Origin of the sequence: Sphingopyxis sp. BSNA05, assembly GCF_013265645.1 — a bacterium.
In the GTDB taxonomy this organism is placed as follows: Bacteria; Pseudomonadota; Alphaproteobacteria; order Sphingomonadales; family Sphingomonadaceae; genus Parasphingorhabdus.
Map to the genome: position 1 here is coordinate 1 of NZ_PYIA01000071.1, position 15,513 is coordinate 15,513.

The following is a 15,513-nucleotide window of genomic DNA, read 5'->3' on the forward strand; positions in this document are numbered from 1 at the left end:
TTTACCACCGCTGGAATGCTGGTGAGCGCGAATGATGGAACTGTCGATAAATGCCATGGATTCTGGCGAACCTGCTGCCAAGGCATTGAATATATTAATCCAAACACCAGCCTTCGCCCATCGGTTGAAGCGATTGTAGACCGTCGTGTACGGGCCATAGCGTGCCGGAAGGTCCCGCCAGGGCGAGCCCGTGCGCAAAATGTAAAAAATACCGTTTAGTACCCGCCGGTCATCCACCCGCGCCACGCCGCGCGGCTTGTTGGGCAATAGCGGAACGATAATCGACCATTCCGCATCACTCAAATCAAATCGTGCCATGATACACCTCCTCTAAAGACAGTGAATCATATCTATGGCGCTATGGGAATCCCCTTTATGAGTACACAACCTAGGCGCCGGCCTTCCGGCGCGCCCCGGCGACTTTTTCCTTCAGATTCAGCAGCATTGCCAGATTGACCTGGCCGCCTTCGGAAGCAACCTGGAAGATGCTTGCAACCAGACCATCGATTTCGGTGAGATCCCCAGCCAGATCGGTAGAACCATTCTTGTCCGCCACCTGCAATCCGCCCTCGGTCAGAGCGGCCAGCTTCTCTTCCAGCCTGCGCCGTCGGGCAATCTCGTCCTGCAACTCGTTCTGGATGTCGGCCAGCGCCATGCTGCGAATGATGACGCGTTCGTCCAGAACATTGTTGGTGCGCCGGATTTCCACCGCGTCCTGTTTTTGCTCAGTTGCGATTCCATGCGCGCGCAGAGCACTTCAAAATCGATCGGCTTGGTTACATAATCGTCGGCACCTGCGGACAGGGCCTCGACCACTGCCTCGCCTTCCGTGCGGGCGGTGACCATGATCACCGGCAGCGACTTGGTCGCATCGCGGTCCCGCAACTGTTTCAGGACCTCGACCCCGTTCATCGTCGGCATCATATAGTCGAGCAGGACGATATCGGGGAGGGATTCCTCGATTGACTGGAGCGCCGCCATACCGCTGTCAACGGCCGCGGCCACAAAACCTGCCTTGCCCAGCCGGCGACACAAAAGGGCACGGTTCGCCTCCACGTCATCGACGACAAGAATTTTCACGACAGCGGGTTCGATCGGATGGTTGTTCTGCATCATCAAGGCCTGCTTCCAGTTCCTGTGGTCAATATCGAGGGAGATTCGTCCCTGTTCCGGGCGTTCTTTTCCGGATCGGCGTGATCGCCAAAAGCGCCGATGCTGGCGACCAGTTTTCTCGGGCTGATGCCATTTTTGGGCAGGATTCTGGCGACTTTGCCTTCGAGCTTTGCCCGTTCAGAATCGTTCAGAAGCTTGCCCGTGACGACAAATACGGGTGGCCGGACCTCGCTGTCCATTTGCGATATATGATCCAGAAGCTCGAAACCGCTCACATCCGGCATCTTCAGATCGGTGACAACAAAATCGATTTTTCATCCGCCAATATGGCCATTGCCTTAGCTCCGCTCTGAACGGCGCGCGTGCTGTAACCCATCTGCGCAATCGCGCGCTGGTACAGATGGACGGTGCCCTCGTCGTCATCGACGATGAGGACCTTGCCCTTCTGGCGCAGCGAATAAAGCGACAGGATATCCGAAAAATCGACCCGGTTTACCGGTTTGACGAAATGATCGCAGGCACCTTTTTCCAGCGCCCGGCGACGGTTGTCATCGACACTCACCACAATGGTCGGAATGGAACTCAAGCTGCTGTCGGCTTCCAGCGCATCCAGCACCTGCCAGCCGTCTACCTTCGGAAGGTCGATATCCAGAAATATCAGATCCGGCCGATAGATGTCCGCTTTCTCCAACCCCTCTTCGCCGTTCGCAGCAGTCATCACATTATAACCCGCCTGCTCGACCAGCCGCGACAAGAGCCGCTGCGCGCTTGGCTCGTCTTCGATGACCAGCGCCAGTGGCAGGGAACTTGACCGGAACCGTTCCTGCGCGTCGAGCATGTCCATAACCTCTGATCCGCCGGAATCCTGTCCCGGCGCGTCGGGCAGGGCATTTGCCTTGACCCGCAGGCTGAATGTCGAACCGGTGCCCAGCGAACTTTCCACTTTGACGCTGCCGCCCAGCATTTCGGCGAAATGACCGGTGATCGACAAGCCGAGACCAGTCCCGCCGAACAGCCGCGTGGTGGTAGAATCGGCCTGGGAGAAAGGCTTGAACAACCGATCCATCTGTTCCTGCGACATGCCGATACCCGTGTCGGAAATGGAGAACATGATGTCATCCTCCTTTTTCCGCACGACGATGACAATATGCCCGTTTTCGGTGAACTTGCAGGCATTGCTGCCAAGGTTCAGCAGGCATTGGCGCAATTTGGTGGAGTCGGACCGTAGCATCTGAATCGTATCGTCCATCTGCATCATCAGCTTGTTGCCCTTGGCTGAGGCAATCGGCTCAAGCATGGCAACCACTTCGTCCATCAGCGTGGCAAGGTCGAAATCATGATATTCGATTTCCATGCCGCCGGCTTCGATCTTCGACAGGTCGAGAATGCCGTTGATCAGGCCCAGAAGCTGCTGGGCAGAGCTGTAGATCCATTTGATATCGTCGATGGAACTGTCCATGCCCGCGGCGTGCAATTCTTCCTGCAGCACCTCGGTGTAACCGATGATGGCGTTTAGCGGCGTCCGCAATTCATGGCTCATATTGGCCAGAAACTGCGATTTCGCCAGATTGGCATGTTCCGCCTCGTCCCTTGCCTTTTCCAGCCGTTCGGCAGATTGCGACAATTCTCCGTTCCGCTTTTCGATCTCGCCAAGCATCCTGTTGAAGCTGCGGACAATGACGTTGAAATCCGGATCCGCATCGCTGGCCAGACGGAGCGAGAAATTGCCAGACCGGCCAATGCGTTCCATCGACTGGGACATGCTGGCGAGCGGGCGAAACACCATTTTCCCCAGAAAGCGCGCCACGAAAAATGCCAGCGTGATGCAGATGATGAACATGATGATCGTGCTCGGCGCACTATCCGCAACAATGGTTCCCAGGGTCTTGCGATGAGCCGCAACGCGTAATTCGCCAACCCTTTCGCCATTTGCCATCACGGGGGCAATGATCTGCGTCTCCCCCATGTCGCTTTCCCGCGACCGGTCTGCGCCAGCGGAAACGATGGACTCCTCGTTGGCAAAGGATGCGACTTTGCGGCCGGACGCATCATAGGCACCGACCCACAACAGGTCATTGATGCCGCGAACGGAACTCAGGCTCTCGTTCGCGGCAATCTTGTCATCGAACAGGATCGCGGCGCTCAGATTTGCCGCAAGCACTTCGGCAACCTGATTATATCGCTGCTGGGCGGCGATCTGATTGTAATAATATTGCAGGCCAAGCAAGCCGACCGAAGACATCAGCAGTGCAAAGGCCGCGGTTGCCAGGGTGAACAGGGTCAGCTTCGACCGGAATGGCATATGCTTGAGCGCGGAGAGATGGAACAATTTCATCATTGCTTCACCCTCGAAGCCAGCCGAAGCAATTTCGAGCTGATCGCTATGCCGGACTGGCGGGCCGAACCGGCATTCACCTCAAAACGGATCTGGTTTCCGAATTTCACCAGGCCGATGGCACCGCCGGCGCGGATAAAATCATGATCGTCGCCGATCAGCAACAGGCCGCGCTGTCTGATGCGGCCGATTTGTGCCGGCGTGCCGGATCCGACATAGGCCACGTGGCAGCCCGACAGATCGGACACACCCGGATCAATATAGCGGACCTCGATAGGCCGCTTGCCAACCAGTTTTCTGTTCAGGGCCGCCACTTCTCTTGTCGCGCTCATACGGCGGACGACGCAGAGATTCAGCGAACCGCTGTTGCTGCCCTCGGGAAAACTGACAAAACGGAGCACATTATATATAATCGCCGCCTTCAGGCCATTGGAACGGCTCGACTGGGCGTGCAGAGGCTGCGCCATCAACATGGCCAACACCGCTGTAGCCATCCCCATTTTCAAAAACCAGTGCACCAGATTCATTCCCCCGCTTCCCTAAAATCGAACGCGGGCTTGAATCGAGGCGGTTCTCGAAACATATTCGGCGGGCGCGGGAAAAACTTCCTGGAAATATTCCAGTCGGCGTTTTTGCAACAGATTTTCACCGATGAGCGACAGTTCGACCGTTTCGATCGGCCGGTATGTCAGGCGGATATCGGCGCTGTTGTAGCTGGGCACCGCCCCTTCCAGAGCTCCCACATGCCGGAACTGGCTGTCGAAGGAAAATTTGTCACCGAAGTCGATAGCGTTGCGGATGCTCAGCTGATTTTCCGGCGACAGATTCGGGTCGACAATGGTCGTCCCGGGAGACGTAAGACCGTCAACCTGTCCGGTTTCATATCCAGATGCGAATATGCGACGTCGATATTCCACCAGGGCGCAATTCTGCCAGACAAGGCAATCTCGGCACCCCAGGTCTTGGCCAGCCCGTTGTTGTTGAAAGCCACGGGCAATTCGATACCAACGGGGGCGGTAAGCGGCTCCTGAAAAATCAGGCTCTGACCGGTTTGGCCCAAAGATACGATCCGGGAATAGATATTTCTGTAGGCGGCGACATCCAGCGACCAGCCATCGGCAATTTGGGCCCGGAAACCGGCCTCATAGGAGGTCGAGCGTTCCGACTTCAGGTCGGGATCGCCGAAAAGAACCGGATAGATCGGTATGGAAAACGGATTGCCGGGCGTATCAGGAAGTGCGACGGTCAGCCGCAGCTCCGCATCCCGTTCGAAACCGGACGGTGTTCGCGCGGCTCGCGATACGCCCGCCCAGACGGCAAAATTTTCTGCCGGACGATAGAATAGCCGGGCGCTCGGCTGCAGTTCGGTACCGCTGAAGCTGTTGAATTCGATCTTCGACCCGACGGTCAGGCGCAAACTGTCCGGAATCAGCGTGATATCGTCCTGGATATAGCCGCTCAGCCACTGGTCGCTGCGCCGTTCGTTGCTCAGCTTGAAACTCCCGTCCGCGACCAGCGTATCGACCGACGAGCGGGCGGCCAGTCCGACATTGATTTCATGTGTGTCGCTGGCTTTCCAGCGCAGGCCGAAATCGAGATCAACCATGTCCTGCTGGATATCCGCATCATATTCGAACCGCGTCGAACGGTCATAATAGGCCTGAAACGACCAGTCCAGATCCTCGCTAACTTCATGCGTCCACCGGCCGAGGACATGAAATGCCGAAAAACGGCCGTCGAGAAGATCGGGATCATAACCCGGGTTCAGGAGGTCCTGTCTGACAACCAGCGCCGGTATGTCAAAATCACCTTTCGAATATTCTGCAGCCAGAGTGAAAGCGTCCGCTCCACTGGGCTCGTAATCCATCCGCCCGCCGATCGCCCTGCCATGATATCGGCCCGCCAGCTTGTCACCATTGCCGTCGCGCAACCCATCGGTAAAGGTCGCGTTGGCATAAATGCGATAGCTGATATTCTCGTCAAAACGGCCTCCGTAGGAGCCATTGGCCTGCTGCTTTGTCAGCCCGATGCGGACATCCGCTGTGCCGCCCTGCAAATCGCTGCCATGTTTGGAAATGATATTGATGACACCATTGACCGCATTGCTACCCCAAAGGGCAGCACCCGGTCCACGGACAACCTCGATCCGTTCGATTTCATCGAGCGGCAGCATCAGCTGATCCCAGCGGACACCGGACAGGTTGTTGGTATAGATGGTCCGACCATCGACCATAACGAGAACCGAATTGCCGAACCGTCCGCTGAACCCGCGAGCGGTGACCGCGATCACCGAATTTTGCAATGTCGCGACCTCTAAACCGGGAACCATACGGAGCAGATCAGGGATGGAACTCGCAGTCGAACGGCGGATATCTTCCTGGGTGATGATGAAAACAGCCGCAGCAGACTCGCTTACTTTCTGACGCTTTTTGGCAACCGATGTCGCCTCCAGCGTCAAGAGTTCTTCCAGCTGCATATCGAGCAGGGACTCATCCTGGCCGGACTCGACGACGTCATCCTCGTCCGGCGCGTCCAGCTGCGCGTGCGCCGCTGTTGCGGACAGAGAGAGAAACGCGATCGACCCGACAGCCGATCTGGTAAGTTTTATCATCTTGATAGGAATACTCGCAATTGTCATTATCGCCCCGAAGCCTGCATCGGCTCGAACGCCTGCTGTTCCAGTAAACGGACAAACTCCGCTTCTTTTAAGGGTTTGGAGAGAAGATAGCCTTGAACATGGTCGCAACCCATCACCCGGAGGATGGAAAGCTGCTCTTCGGTCTCGACCCCTTCCACCACCGACTGGAGGTTCAGTCCGGAAGCCAGAGCGACGATCGCATGGACCAGCGTCCGCTTGTCGTTTCTTTCCACCAGCCCCGTCAGCAGCGACCGGTCAAGCTTCAATCGCTTGAAGGGCAGCTGTGTCAATTTTGCGAGATTGGAATAGCCGGTACCAAAATCGTCCATGGCCAGCGACACGCCAATCGAGCTGAGCCGGGTGAAACGGTCTGCGGCCATTTCCATCTGCTCCATGAAGGCGCTCTCGGTGACTTCGAGTTCCAGCAGTTCGGGCTTGGCCTTCCAATATGCCAGCGAGGCCTTAACCAGAGCGGCAAATTCCATCTGGCGCAGCTGGTTCGGCGATACATTGATCGAAAGTTTGATCGGTATGCCTTCGCCTGACCATTTCGCGATCCGCTTGATCGCCTCGATCAGCACCCACTCACCAATGTCATTGATGATGTTCAGCTTTTCCGCGAGCGGGATGAATGTATCGGGCATTATCAGCCCGGATGTCGGATGGTTCCAGCGAATGAGCGCTTCTGCGGAAGAGATTTTGAGCGTGCGGGAATCGAAAACCGGCTGGAAATAAAGTTCGAACTGGTCGTCCGCCAAAGCCGTCCGCAGCCCCTGTTCCAGATTGGACAGCCGAAGCGCATCGTCGTCCAGCGCTTTGGAATAAACGGTGACACAATTCTTCCCGTCATTTTTCGCATGATACATGGCGGCGTCCGCGGCCCGCAGCAATTCGGTAAAATCGAAGCCGAATTCGGGGCTCATCGCCACGCCGATGCTGCAACTGATCGAGATGCTTTTCGAACCCAGTTCGAACGGCTCGGCCATCGCCCGCAAAATCCTCTGCGCGATTTTCCGCGGCAGTGCGGGGGATTCAAAATTATTCAGGAATATGGTGAACTCGTCACCACCCATACGGCAGATAAGCACATCTTCGGTCCGCGCGTCGTCGAGATTGACTTCCCGCATCGCCAGATGGAGCCGCTGCGTGACCTTCTGCAGGATGACATCACCGACGCTATGGCCGAAAGTATCATTCACATATTTGAAGCCGTCCAGATCGAGATAGAATACCGCGCTCTGCGCTTGGGTTTCACTATTGGCAGTCAGCTTGTCCTCGACCAGTCGCTGAAACTTGATGCGATTGAGCAACCCGGTCAGCGGGTCTTCGAAGACCTTGACGAGAAGATGCTGCTCCGCGGCATCGCGCGCAAGATTTGCCGCACGCTGATCCGCAAAACGTCGCGTGGCAAAAATGGTCGTACATAGGGAGAAGAGGATGAAGGCCAGAATGACGTGATCGATGGCGTGGGCTGAATGTTGAACGGCCCAGTCATGAAACCGGCTATCGGCCTCGCTGCTTACGATCAACAACCAGCTGCCCACCGCCACTATCGACAGGATGATGACATCGCGGCTGGCTGAAGAGAGCTCTCTCCAGACCGATAACAAGCCAAGACCAAATATATGTTTCACGCAATAATCATCCCTACCCATTGCGTTAACGGGCGTTTCTAGCGGGAGTTTAGCTTTTGCTGCCGATCTGCCGGATCAAGGCCGAGAAACGGAAGGGAATCTACCGGCGCAAATTCCGCGCGCACTGGGCGGAACCAATGGCGCCGGCGGGCAGGTTGCGGGGCAGCATTGTCACTGCACTCGTCTTCACCGGATGAAAAACTCGACTGGCGCGGTCAGTTCCAGCTGCTTGTCGGGCCAATCCTGCGGTGGCTTTGGAAACGGGGCCGCACGCCGGATCGTTTCCAGCGCGGCCTTGTCCAGCCGCCGCGAGCCCGAGGACCGGGACAGTTGCGCGCTGACCAGCCGCCCCTCCCGGTCCATCCGGAACCGGATATAGGCCACGCCCTGTTCGCGGCGCGCTTTTGCTCCGGCGGGATAGCGGCGGAATTTCTCGAGATGCGCCAGAAGCCGTGCTTCCCAGCTTGTTTCAGCACTGCTCGGCCGCGGTGCCGGTGGAACCGGGCTATTTTCCGGCGCGCTGGTCTGTTCAACCGGAGGCCCCGGATCGGGCAATTGCGGCTGTACGGATATCGGATTGTCGCTGGCAAGCCGAATGACCGGCAGTTCGATATCCTCCTCGACCGGTTCGAAATCCGGCATTTCCTTCTCCACCTGCTGCGGGCCGGGGGGAACTTCGCTGCTCGGCTCTGGCGGAGCCGCTGGCGGCGCGATTTCAAACACGGCCAGTGCCGGCGTATCGAGCTTCACCTGGCTAACCCCGCGGTGGATGAAAAAGCCGCCCAGCACGAGCGCGTGAAACGCGAGGGTCAGAGTGAAGGCGGTGGAGCGGTTGACGGCGGATGCGCTGCTATATTGCCCGTGTTCGTATATCGGCCCGGACTCCGCCATCCGTTGCGGGGCCGGCGGAACGGCTGTGACCGGCGGTACCGTCACCCTTGCCTTATCGAGCAGCTGCATATGTTTCACTATTCGTCGCCACTGGCCGGCATCTGGCGGGGCAACGGGCGGCTGGCGACCCACAGCGCGCTGGCCAGCACGGCAATGCCGACCAGGCTAGCCGGCAGCCAGTCCGGACGGGCGGCGAACAGGAACAGGCCATAGCCGAAAGCCATGCCGCACCATGCCGTGATGCGTGCCTTGCGCGATATGGCCCGCTCTTCCCGCCAGGCCCGCAAACCCGGTCCGAAGCGCGGATGGTTCAGAAGCCAGGCTTCCAGCCTGGGCGAAGACCGCGCAAAACAGGCCAGCGCCAGGATCAGGAAATCGACGGTCGGCAGCAGCGGCAGAAAGGCGCCGACAAAGCCCACGCCCAGGAGCAACAGCCCCACTCCCAGCCAGAACATCCGTACCGTTCGGCTGCGCTTCAGCAGCTCCTGCCCGTCGGTTGTCTCCGGAACGCGCTCAACCAAGACAGGCATGGGCAAGATCCTGGACCCGGGCAAAGGCAGATTGTGCGCCCTGCACCACCCGCGCTTCCTCGGCATCGGTCAGCGCGACAGCGTCCAATGCAGCTGTAAATGCCCGCCAATGCGCTGCCGGTCCGATCTCTGCTGGCGCGAGATGCCGCGCACCATGCGTGTCCGACAGCCCCATCCTGGCCGCCTGTTTACGGAGCAGCGCCGCCCCCATGTTGGAACCCTCGGCCACATAGAGCCACCCGAGCGCCGTGGGCAGATCGGCTTCCTGTCCGGCGGCAAAGGCCGGATCGTCCCCGAGCTGGGGCAGCTCCAGCCCGAGATCCACAAGATCCGCCGCAATCAGCGCTCTCCGGCGCCGGTGCTGCAATCCGGGGAGAACCGCCTGCAGCCTCGCGTCGTCATATAGCGCGTCGATTTCACGGTGGAATGCCCATTGCATCTGCACGAAACGGCCATAGCCCTGCAGGTCATCGAAGCTGGATGCTTCCATCACGGACCTGTCCAGCGCGTCATGTACTTCATGGGTCAAGGCCTTGAGCCGTTTCGCCCGAGACGGTGCGAGAGTGTCAGTCATATCATTCATCATCAATGTCTCCGATAAAGTCAGAAGCGGAAGGAAAGGCCGATTTTCAGCCCGTGGACATCGGCCTTGCTGGCGGCCCGGCGGCCGTTTTCGATGTCGGAGGTGCCGACCTGCGTAACCTGTTCGTAGATCGGGTTCGGGATTTCGATGATCCCGATTCCCGGGATATCGTAGATGATGGGCGGGCCATATCCGACGATCTCGTTATAGCTGAAGGACTTGCCGACTCCGGACCGGGCCTCTTCAAACAGGAAGTCCTTCTGCCCAAACCGGGCGTAACTATATTCGCCACGCAGCGAAATATTCTTGCCAAGAGCGATTTCCGCACCGGCGCCGAGCGTCCAGCCCGTCCGCGTCTTGCTGTCTGTTTCGGTGAAGGAGAGCTCGGTCAGATAGCCGTAGGGATTGGCCTGGGACAGGTTTTTAACGGCATAGGTGTCTATATATTGCCCGCGGGTCTGCTTCTCCTTCAGGAAGGCGAGACCACCGGTTCCGTAGAACAGAGCCCGGCCGGTTGCATAGCCAATCCGACCCCGCGCCGTGGCCATCCATTTTGAGTCATAGGCCATGGATGCCTGCGACTCCTGATCGGCAGCGAGTTCGTAAAAGCCGTTGGCAGTGGTCTGGATTTCCTCGGAAATGGCATAGCGCATCGCATTGCCCTGCATCAGGCTGAAATCGGCCTCCACACCGGCAATCCAGCCGCCGCCGAGATCGAAATTATAGCCCGCGAACGCGCCCCATTGCATGTCTCCATGGCTCAGATCGGCGCTTTCCGTGGCGGCGACTGCATCCGCATTGCCAGCTCCATCAGTGGTCGTGCCTTCTCGCGAAATATCCGCATAGCCTGCGGTCGCACCGAGATAGAAGCCGCTCCAGTCGCCGTCGAACGAACCGGCCGCTGTTTTGCCGAGCAGATAGGATTCCATCGCCCGCTGGCGCTGGTTATCGGATTCCGCTTTGGCCGGGCCACCGAAAGCACCGGTAAAGCCGAGCCGGAAAGTACGGCCCGGTGAAGGCATCAGGCCCAGTGTCAGCGCGTCCATATAGTAGCGGTCGGTAATATTATCGATTCCGAATTCCACGCTCATCCGGTCATCGATCCGGAAATCCCCGAACAGATCGAACACATCATAGGGCTCCCAATCGACAACCGTTAAGGAACCGCCAAATGTATAGATCGTGTTGCCGCGGTCCCCCATATGGGTATAGCGCCCGCCGACGTGCAGCCGCTCGTCGAACAGTCGTGCTCCGAGCGTCGCCGAGAGGCTGTTCTTGGGCGGAAGATGGGAGGGAATATAGCTGTTGGCGGTCCCGCCTTCCCGGCATGCTCCCGCCTCGGTGCAGAACTCTTCATAAGTCAGGACGGAGCCTGCCAGTTCGGCATAGACGCCACCCGTGTCGTAGCGCAGCGAAAGCTCCGCACCCTGAAACTCGGCGCTGTCGATATTGATTACCGACGTCAGCCCATCGCTGTTGCCGCGTGTCAGATAGTCGTCCACATGGTTGGAATAATAGCTGATTCGAGCCTGCAGGACGTCGTCCGAGACAATCAGCGAATCCGTCTGGTAGTTGAGTCCGATCTCGCTGTTGCGCGACCGCTCGGCGCGTGCTGGGTTGTCCGGATCGGGATAGAAAGAGAAACCGGTCGTCGATTCAAACAGGCTCGGCGCGCGGATCGCTTCGGCATAGCGGGCGAAAACTGCAATCCGGGCAGCGGCTCCACAATGACCGAGGCAATGGGCGAGAAGCCGCTGTTATTCTCGTTATTATAGCCGGTCGCCCTGTCCCGGTCGTCAGACGTTCCGGTAGAAACATCGACCAGATTATTGTCGTGCGACTTTACCTTGGTGTAGCGCATCGCTGCATTGAGCGTGAGCCAGTCAGCCGGTTTGAGCTCGCCAGACAGATAAGCGCTATATTCATTACGCCAGCCGTCGCGGGGTTCGACAAAATCGCTATAGCCCGAGTTGCCCTTGTAATCTTCCCATCCCGGCGGCGGTTTCAGGCGCTCGCGTGTGTAGGAACCGCCATAGCTAAGCGCGAGCGCGCCGACCCCGGTATCAAAGCGGGAATCGTTCCAGAGCCGCAAGCCCCAGCGATTGGACTGGCTCTGGAAAGCGGCATCGTCGTTGAGCACCGTCCCGTTGGGCAGCGTGAAGCGATAGAGTGTTTCGATGCTGGTGAAATTATCCGTTGCCCAGCTGTCGAGATGGAGATCAACAAGATCATTGTCGGCGGGATCCCAGCGCAAACGACCGGTATAGGTGTTCACATGGGTCCGGCTGAGCGGGGCTTGCAAAGCGCCACCGAATCGGACGATCTGTGACGGCATCATTTCGCCGAAATCACTCTCGTAGCGCATATAGGACAGATCCAGAGCGAGATCGTCGTTTGGCCGGATCACGCTGCGCAGCAAGATTGATATGTTGTCCTGCGAGCTGCTGAGCACTTCCTCGCCATGCTGGTAGCGGCTGCTGCCTGCGGGCACCTCACCGTGTTCGCCGCCGAAATAATTGCCGGTCTTGCGGCGCGCAACAGCCCCGACGAGATCAAACACATCCGAGCGATACGCAGTGGCGATACTGAAATTATAGCCGTTCAGGTCCAGCATGTCAGGCCGGGCATAGCGCTCGTCGGACCCGTTGCCGGTACCGAGCGTCCCCACCGCCGGTATATCGACATTATTGCCCTGCAAACCCGCCTTGAAACGAATTCCGAAATTCTTGTCGTCGGCCACCAGATCATTGGCGCTGAGGGTGTTCGCCCGCACCACGCCGCCGGTGGCGCCGACCCCGTCTGCTGCCGCACTAGGGCCTTTTTCGATCGTGATACTGCCGACCAGATCGGGGTCGAGATAGGTCCGGCCGGCGACGCCGGAATAGCCGCGATAGACGGTCGACTGCTGCAGCGAGCCGTCAATCACCACCGGCACGCGGTCCATCCCCTGCATCCCGCGAATATTGACATCCAGCGCGCCGGAGTTGCGATTGTCGCCATTCAGCACGCCGGGAACGCCGCGCAGAAAATCGCCCGGCGAGGTGCCACGGTTCTGCTGGATCTGCTCGGCCGAGATATGGGCGGTCGAAGCCGCGCTGCGATAGGGCGCGTCCCGCGAAGCGACGCCGTTGCCGCGTCCGGAAGTCCCGCCGCTGCCCGCGGTTCCGCCGCTACCTTCGACCTTGAGGGTAGGAAGCTGGACCGTGCCATCATCCTCTGCCGCAGCGGGCACGATCACCACCGATCCGTTGGTGAGACGTCGATAGGTCAGGCCGGTGCCTGCGAGCAGGGCGGACAGGGCGCTGTTCACATCCATATTGCCCGACACGGCGGACGAGCGCTTGCCATCGACTTCGCTGGCTTCAAAACCGACCTGGATATTGCCCTGTTGCATGACCTGCCGCAGCGCGCCGCGCAGCGTCTGGGCGGCGATATCGAAATCATGCCGCATATCGTCTGCTGCCATGGACTGGTCCTGCGCGACAGCCGCCACCGGCGTCACGAAGTTCAGCGCGGTACCGGCCAGCATCATATACCGCACAATATTGATCGTCCGTCTGTCACGGCCATTTTTCGAAATCATCGTCTTGCAATCCCTTCAGAGCATCAAGACACCGTTGGTCAGGCGTCCCGTTATCGCTAATGCGAGTCAATCGCACTAACTGTCAGAAGGTAGACTGATGCCGCGGCAATTTTCCCAATGCCCCGGAGAAAATTATTTTTCCTTGCGGCGGAGCAGCAGCGCGCCGCCGGGCAATTCCACCCGCTCCAGGCTGCGCATCCGGGCAATGGTTGCCAGCGCTTCGTCCGGACGGGCAATCAGGAACACACCGCTCACCGTCGGCAGATCGTCAAAATCGCCCCACAGCCAGACCGGTGCGGCGCGATAGCGGGCAATCTGCTGAATGGCCTCGTCCACAGGCTGCTGGTCGAGCAGCAATTCCCCCTTGCGCCATGACGCCATGGCCGAGACGGGTCGGGAGGCAGCGGTACGACACCGCTATCGGAATAGCGCGCCCGTTCTCCCGCCTTCAGCAGATGCGCCGCGCCGCGCGTCCGGCCCTGCACTTCGACCGCGCCTTCGGTGACGGAAACCTGGACGCTGTCATTCTGCTGCATCACCTCGAAAGCGGTGCCGATATCGCGCGTCACCCCGTCCATCGCCTCGACCAGAAACGGGCGGGATTCATGCCGGACGTCGAACCATGCGCGGCCCTCCAGCAAGCGGATGGTCCGGTTCCGTCCCTGCATATCCACGGCAATGGCGCTGGCACTGTCGAGCATGACGGTCGACCCGTCGGACAGCGCGATGCTGCGCGTCTCGCCGGCAGCCGTGCGGAAATCGGACTGCATTTCCAGCAGCAAGACCGGGCCGTAGAAGAGCGCGATGAAACTGGCGGTCAGCGCCAGCGGCAGGGCGCGCACCAGACGGCGGCGCGACAGGCGCGGCCCTTTTTGCAGCGGCTTCGGGCGCATCCCGGCGGCCGGCATCGGGCGGCTGGCCGGTCCCTCGGTAACCATGTCCAGATCCTGCCAGAGCGCGCGTTCGCGGGCAAAGGCGGCGGCATGGCTTTCATGCTCTGCCAGCCATGCTTCCAGATCTTCCAGTTCCCGCTGGCTCATTTCCTGCGAAGCGAGCCGGACGATCCAGTGTCGCGCCCGCTCGCCGGGGTCGGCCTGCGGCTTCTGCTCGCTGGAGGGAGATGGTGATATGGCCTGTTTCTTCATGTTCATGGTGCAAATTGGTCCGAATGGCGCCGGTTACGGCGGCCCTATAAGAGTAGACGCCTGCCGGCGCCTTTTTCCCAAGCAGAAAGGCGGAATATTATTCGCCGGCCGGATCACCGTCCCGGACCTGCGCAAGCTCGCGCAGCGCCCGCCGCAGGTGATTTTCGACTGTGGTCGAACTCACCCCGACCCGCTCCGCGGTTTCCCGCTGGGTCAGCCCTTCCATGCGGGTGAGGTGCAATATTGTGCGCGTCGGCTCGGGAAGACCGGCCAGCGCATCCCGCACCCGCTGCAGCGTTTCCCGCGATTCCACGATCCGGTCCGGCCCCGGTTCATGATCCTGCCCCCACAGCAAAGCCTCCGCATGCTGGGCAACCGCCGTCTTGCGCCGGTCGCTCTTGATATGGTCCACCGCGACATTATGCGCCAGCCGCCGCAAATAGGCCCGCTTGTTGAGAATCGGCGGATCATCCCGCACCGCCTGGACCTTGAGCCACAATTTCTGCGCCACATCCTCGGCCCCGTCCCGCCCGACAAGCCGGCTGAGCTGCCGGAGCAGCGACTGGCGTTCTGCAAGCAACAGACGCGACAAGGCGGTGGCGTTGATAGACATGGCTGACCGTCAGGCCCAGTACATCAGTTGCGAATGACTTGCAATAAGGATGGTGGCGGGGGGGCGCGCTGGTCGGTTGACGGCCATCGGGTTGGTGGGGATTTTACTTGGTGCGTGTTGCGAATGAACAAATGGTGCCCAGAAGAGGACTCGAACCTCCACATCCTTGCGAATACATGCACCTGAAGCATGCGCGTCTACCAATTCCGCCATCTGGGCCCATGCAGGCGGTGATCATGTCGATACCACCTGATAGAGGCGGGCGATTAGCCGCTTGGTGGTTCTGCTGTCAATGATTCATATCGGCAAAAACGCATTGCTGCCGGTCACCGGTGCGCGGGCCGTGCGGATCGGGGGCGCGGCGGCGGGAAATATGCTATGCCGGGGAGGGAATCGGCTGTTGCTTCACCCGCCCGGCTGAGGCAGAGGCAAGTGAACAAACCAGGGC

Annotated in this window: 18 protein-coding genes and 1 tRNA gene; 1 reads left to right on the forward strand and 18 read right to left on the reverse strand. The window is 59.3% G+C overall.

Annotated elements, in window-relative coordinates; all coding sequences use genetic code 11:
* The 9 genes from C8024_RS07695 to C8024_RS07735 form a co-directional block, all read right to left on the reverse strand.
* Positions 1-318, reverse strand: a 318-nt coding sequence (locus tag C8024_RS07695; protein ID WP_173203893.1) for an IS5 family transposase, incomplete at its 3' end; no start/stop codon positions are given.
* Positions 319-388: 70 nt separating this feature from the next.
* Positions 389-628 carry a hypothetical protein gene (locus tag C8024_RS07700; RefSeq protein ID WP_217272076.1) on the reverse strand — a complete coding sequence of 80 codons (240 nt, stop codon included), beginning with the start codon at positions 626-628 and terminating at the stop codon, positions 389-391.
* Positions 574-1,116 carry a PleD family two-component system response regulator gene (locus C8024_RS22530; protein WP_302051605.1) on the reverse strand — a complete coding sequence of 181 codons (543 nt, stop codon included), beginning with the start codon at positions 1,114-1,116 and terminating at the stop codon, positions 574-576. The genes C8024_RS07700 and C8024_RS22530 overlap by 55 nt, the downstream gene beginning before the upstream one ends.
* On the reverse strand, positions 1,116-1,388 hold the full coding sequence (locus C8024_RS07710) for a hypothetical protein (protein WP_217272077.1): 273 nt from the start codon (positions 1,386-1,388) through the stop codon (positions 1,116-1,118). The genes C8024_RS22530 and C8024_RS07710 overlap by 1 nt, the downstream gene beginning before the upstream one ends.
* Before the next feature lie 11 nt (positions 1,389-1,399).
* Positions 1,400-3,451 carry a response regulator gene (locus tag C8024_RS07715; RefSeq protein ID WP_173203899.1) on the reverse strand — a complete coding sequence of 684 codons (2,052 nt, stop codon included), beginning with the start codon at positions 3,449-3,451 and terminating at the stop codon, positions 1,400-1,402.
* Positions 3,448-3,966 (reverse strand): YfiR family protein, encoded by a 519-nt coding sequence (locus C8024_RS07720; RefSeq protein ID WP_217272078.1) that lies wholly within the window; start codon positions 3,964-3,966, stop codon positions 3,448-3,450. Before C8024_RS07720 ends, C8024_RS07715 begins: the two co-directional genes overlap by 4 nt.
* A gap of 21 nt (positions 3,967-3,987) precedes the next feature.
* Positions 3,988-4,191 carry a hypothetical protein gene (locus C8024_RS07725; protein WP_217272079.1) on the reverse strand — a complete coding sequence of 68 codons (204 nt, stop codon included), beginning with the start codon at positions 4,189-4,191 and terminating at the stop codon, positions 3,988-3,990.
* Between the two features lie 59 nt (positions 4,192-4,250).
* Positions 4,251-6,086, reverse strand: coding sequence for a TonB-dependent siderophore receptor (locus C8024_RS07730; protein ID WP_173203904.1), 1,836 nt, complete (start codon positions 6,084-6,086; stop codon positions 4,251-4,253).
* Positions 6,086-7,720 (reverse strand): EAL domain-containing protein, encoded by a 1,635-nt coding sequence (locus C8024_RS07735; protein WP_173203906.1) that lies wholly within the window; start codon positions 7,718-7,720, stop codon positions 6,086-6,088. The genes C8024_RS07730 and C8024_RS07735 overlap by 1 nt, the downstream gene beginning before the upstream one ends.
* 56 nt (positions 7,721-7,776) lie before the next feature.
* Here C8024_RS07735 and C8024_RS07740 point away from each other — a divergent pair, with 56 nt between their 5' ends.
* On the forward strand, positions 7,777-7,917 hold the full coding sequence (locus C8024_RS07740) for a hypothetical protein (RefSeq protein WP_173203908.1): 141 nt from the start codon (positions 7,777-7,779) through the stop codon (positions 7,915-7,917).
* On the opposite strand, the gene C8024_RS07745 is transcribed toward C8024_RS07740, so the two are convergent.
* The 9 genes from C8024_RS07745 to C8024_RS07780 form a co-directional block, all read right to left on the reverse strand.
* Positions 7,907-8,680 carry an energy transducer TonB gene (locus C8024_RS07745; RefSeq protein WP_254305707.1) on the reverse strand — a complete coding sequence of 258 codons (774 nt, stop codon included), beginning with the start codon at positions 8,678-8,680 and terminating at the stop codon, positions 7,907-7,909. The genes C8024_RS07740 and C8024_RS07745 overlap by 11 nt on opposite strands.
* Positions 8,681-8,688: 8 nt before the next feature.
* Positions 8,689-9,141, reverse strand: coding sequence for a YbaN family protein (locus C8024_RS07750; protein ID WP_173203912.1), 453 nt, complete (start codon positions 9,139-9,141; stop codon positions 8,689-8,691).
* On the reverse strand, positions 9,125-9,715 hold the full coding sequence (locus C8024_RS07755; RefSeq protein ID WP_173203914.1) for a biliverdin-producing heme oxygenase: 591 nt from the start codon (positions 9,713-9,715) through the stop codon (positions 9,125-9,127). The genes C8024_RS07750 and C8024_RS07755 overlap by 17 nt, the downstream gene beginning before the upstream one ends.
* A gap of 29 nt (positions 9,716-9,744) precedes the next feature.
* A complete protein-coding gene (locus C8024_RS07760; RefSeq protein WP_254305708.1) occupies positions 9,745-11,388 on the reverse strand; it encodes a TonB-dependent receptor in 1,644 nt (547 codons plus the stop codon).
* Positions 11,277-13,307, reverse strand: a complete 2,031-nt coding sequence (locus C8024_RS07765) for a TonB-dependent receptor (protein WP_173203918.1) — start codon at positions 13,305-13,307, stop codon at positions 11,277-11,279. The genes C8024_RS07760 and C8024_RS07765 overlap by 112 nt, the downstream gene beginning before the upstream one ends.
* A gap of 132 nt (positions 13,308-13,439) precedes the next feature.
* Entirely contained in the window at positions 13,440-13,562 is a 123-nt protein-coding gene (locus C8024_RS22535; protein ID WP_302051606.1) for a hypothetical protein, read from the reverse strand.
* A complete protein-coding gene (locus tag C8024_RS07770) occupies positions 13,559-14,458 on the reverse strand; it encodes a FecR domain-containing protein (protein WP_173203920.1) in 900 nt (299 codons plus the stop codon). Before C8024_RS07770 ends, C8024_RS22535 begins: the two co-directional genes overlap by 4 nt.
* A 91-nt stretch (positions 14,459-14,549) precedes the next feature.
* Positions 14,550-15,065 carry an RNA polymerase sigma factor gene (locus C8024_RS07775; RefSeq protein WP_173203922.1) on the reverse strand — a complete coding sequence of 172 codons (516 nt, stop codon included), beginning with the start codon at positions 15,063-15,065 and terminating at the stop codon, positions 14,550-14,552.
* 132 nt (positions 15,066-15,197) lie between these two features.
* A tRNA-Leu gene (locus C8024_RS07780) sits at positions 15,198-15,284 on the reverse strand.
* Positions 15,285-15,513 lie beyond the last annotated feature (229 nt).

What these genes read in the sequence shown, in the direction of transcription:
- C8024_RS07770 (WP_173203920.1), bottom strand. Translation starts at nt 14,458, where the DNA reads ATGAACATGAAGAAACAGGCCATATCACCATCTCCCTCCAGCGAGCAG.
- C8024_RS07730 (WP_173203904.1), bottom strand. Translation starts at nt 6,086, where the DNA reads ATGACAATTGCGAGTATTCCTATCAAGATGATAAAACTTACCAGATCG.
- C8024_RS07745 (WP_254305707.1), bottom strand. Translation starts at nt 8,680, where the DNA reads ATGCAGCTGCTCGATAAGGCAAGGGTGACGGTACCGCCGGTCACAGCC.
- C8024_RS07750 (WP_173203912.1), bottom strand. Translation starts at nt 9,141, where the DNA reads ATGCCTGTCTTGGTTGAGCGCGTTCCGGAGACAACCGACGGGCAGGAG.
- C8024_RS22530 (WP_302051605.1), bottom strand. Translation starts at nt 1,116, where the DNA reads ATGATGCAGAACAACCATCCGATCGAACCCGCTGTCGTGAAAATTCTT.
- C8024_RS07715 (WP_173203899.1), bottom strand. Translation starts at nt 3,451, where the DNA reads ATGATGAAATTGTTCCATCTCTCCGCGCTCAAGCATATGCCATTCCGG.
- C8024_RS07765 (WP_173203918.1), bottom strand. Translation starts at nt 13,307, where the DNA reads ATGATTTCGAAAAATGGCCGTGACAGACGGACGATCAATATTGTGCGG.
- C8024_RS07775 (WP_173203922.1), bottom strand. Translation starts at nt 15,065, where the DNA reads ATGTCTATCAACGCCACCGCCTTGTCGCGTCTGTTGCTTGCAGAACGC.
- C8024_RS07755 (WP_173203914.1), bottom strand. Translation starts at nt 9,715, where the DNA reads ATGACTGACACTCTCGCACCGTCTCGGGCGAAACGGCTCAAGGCCTTG.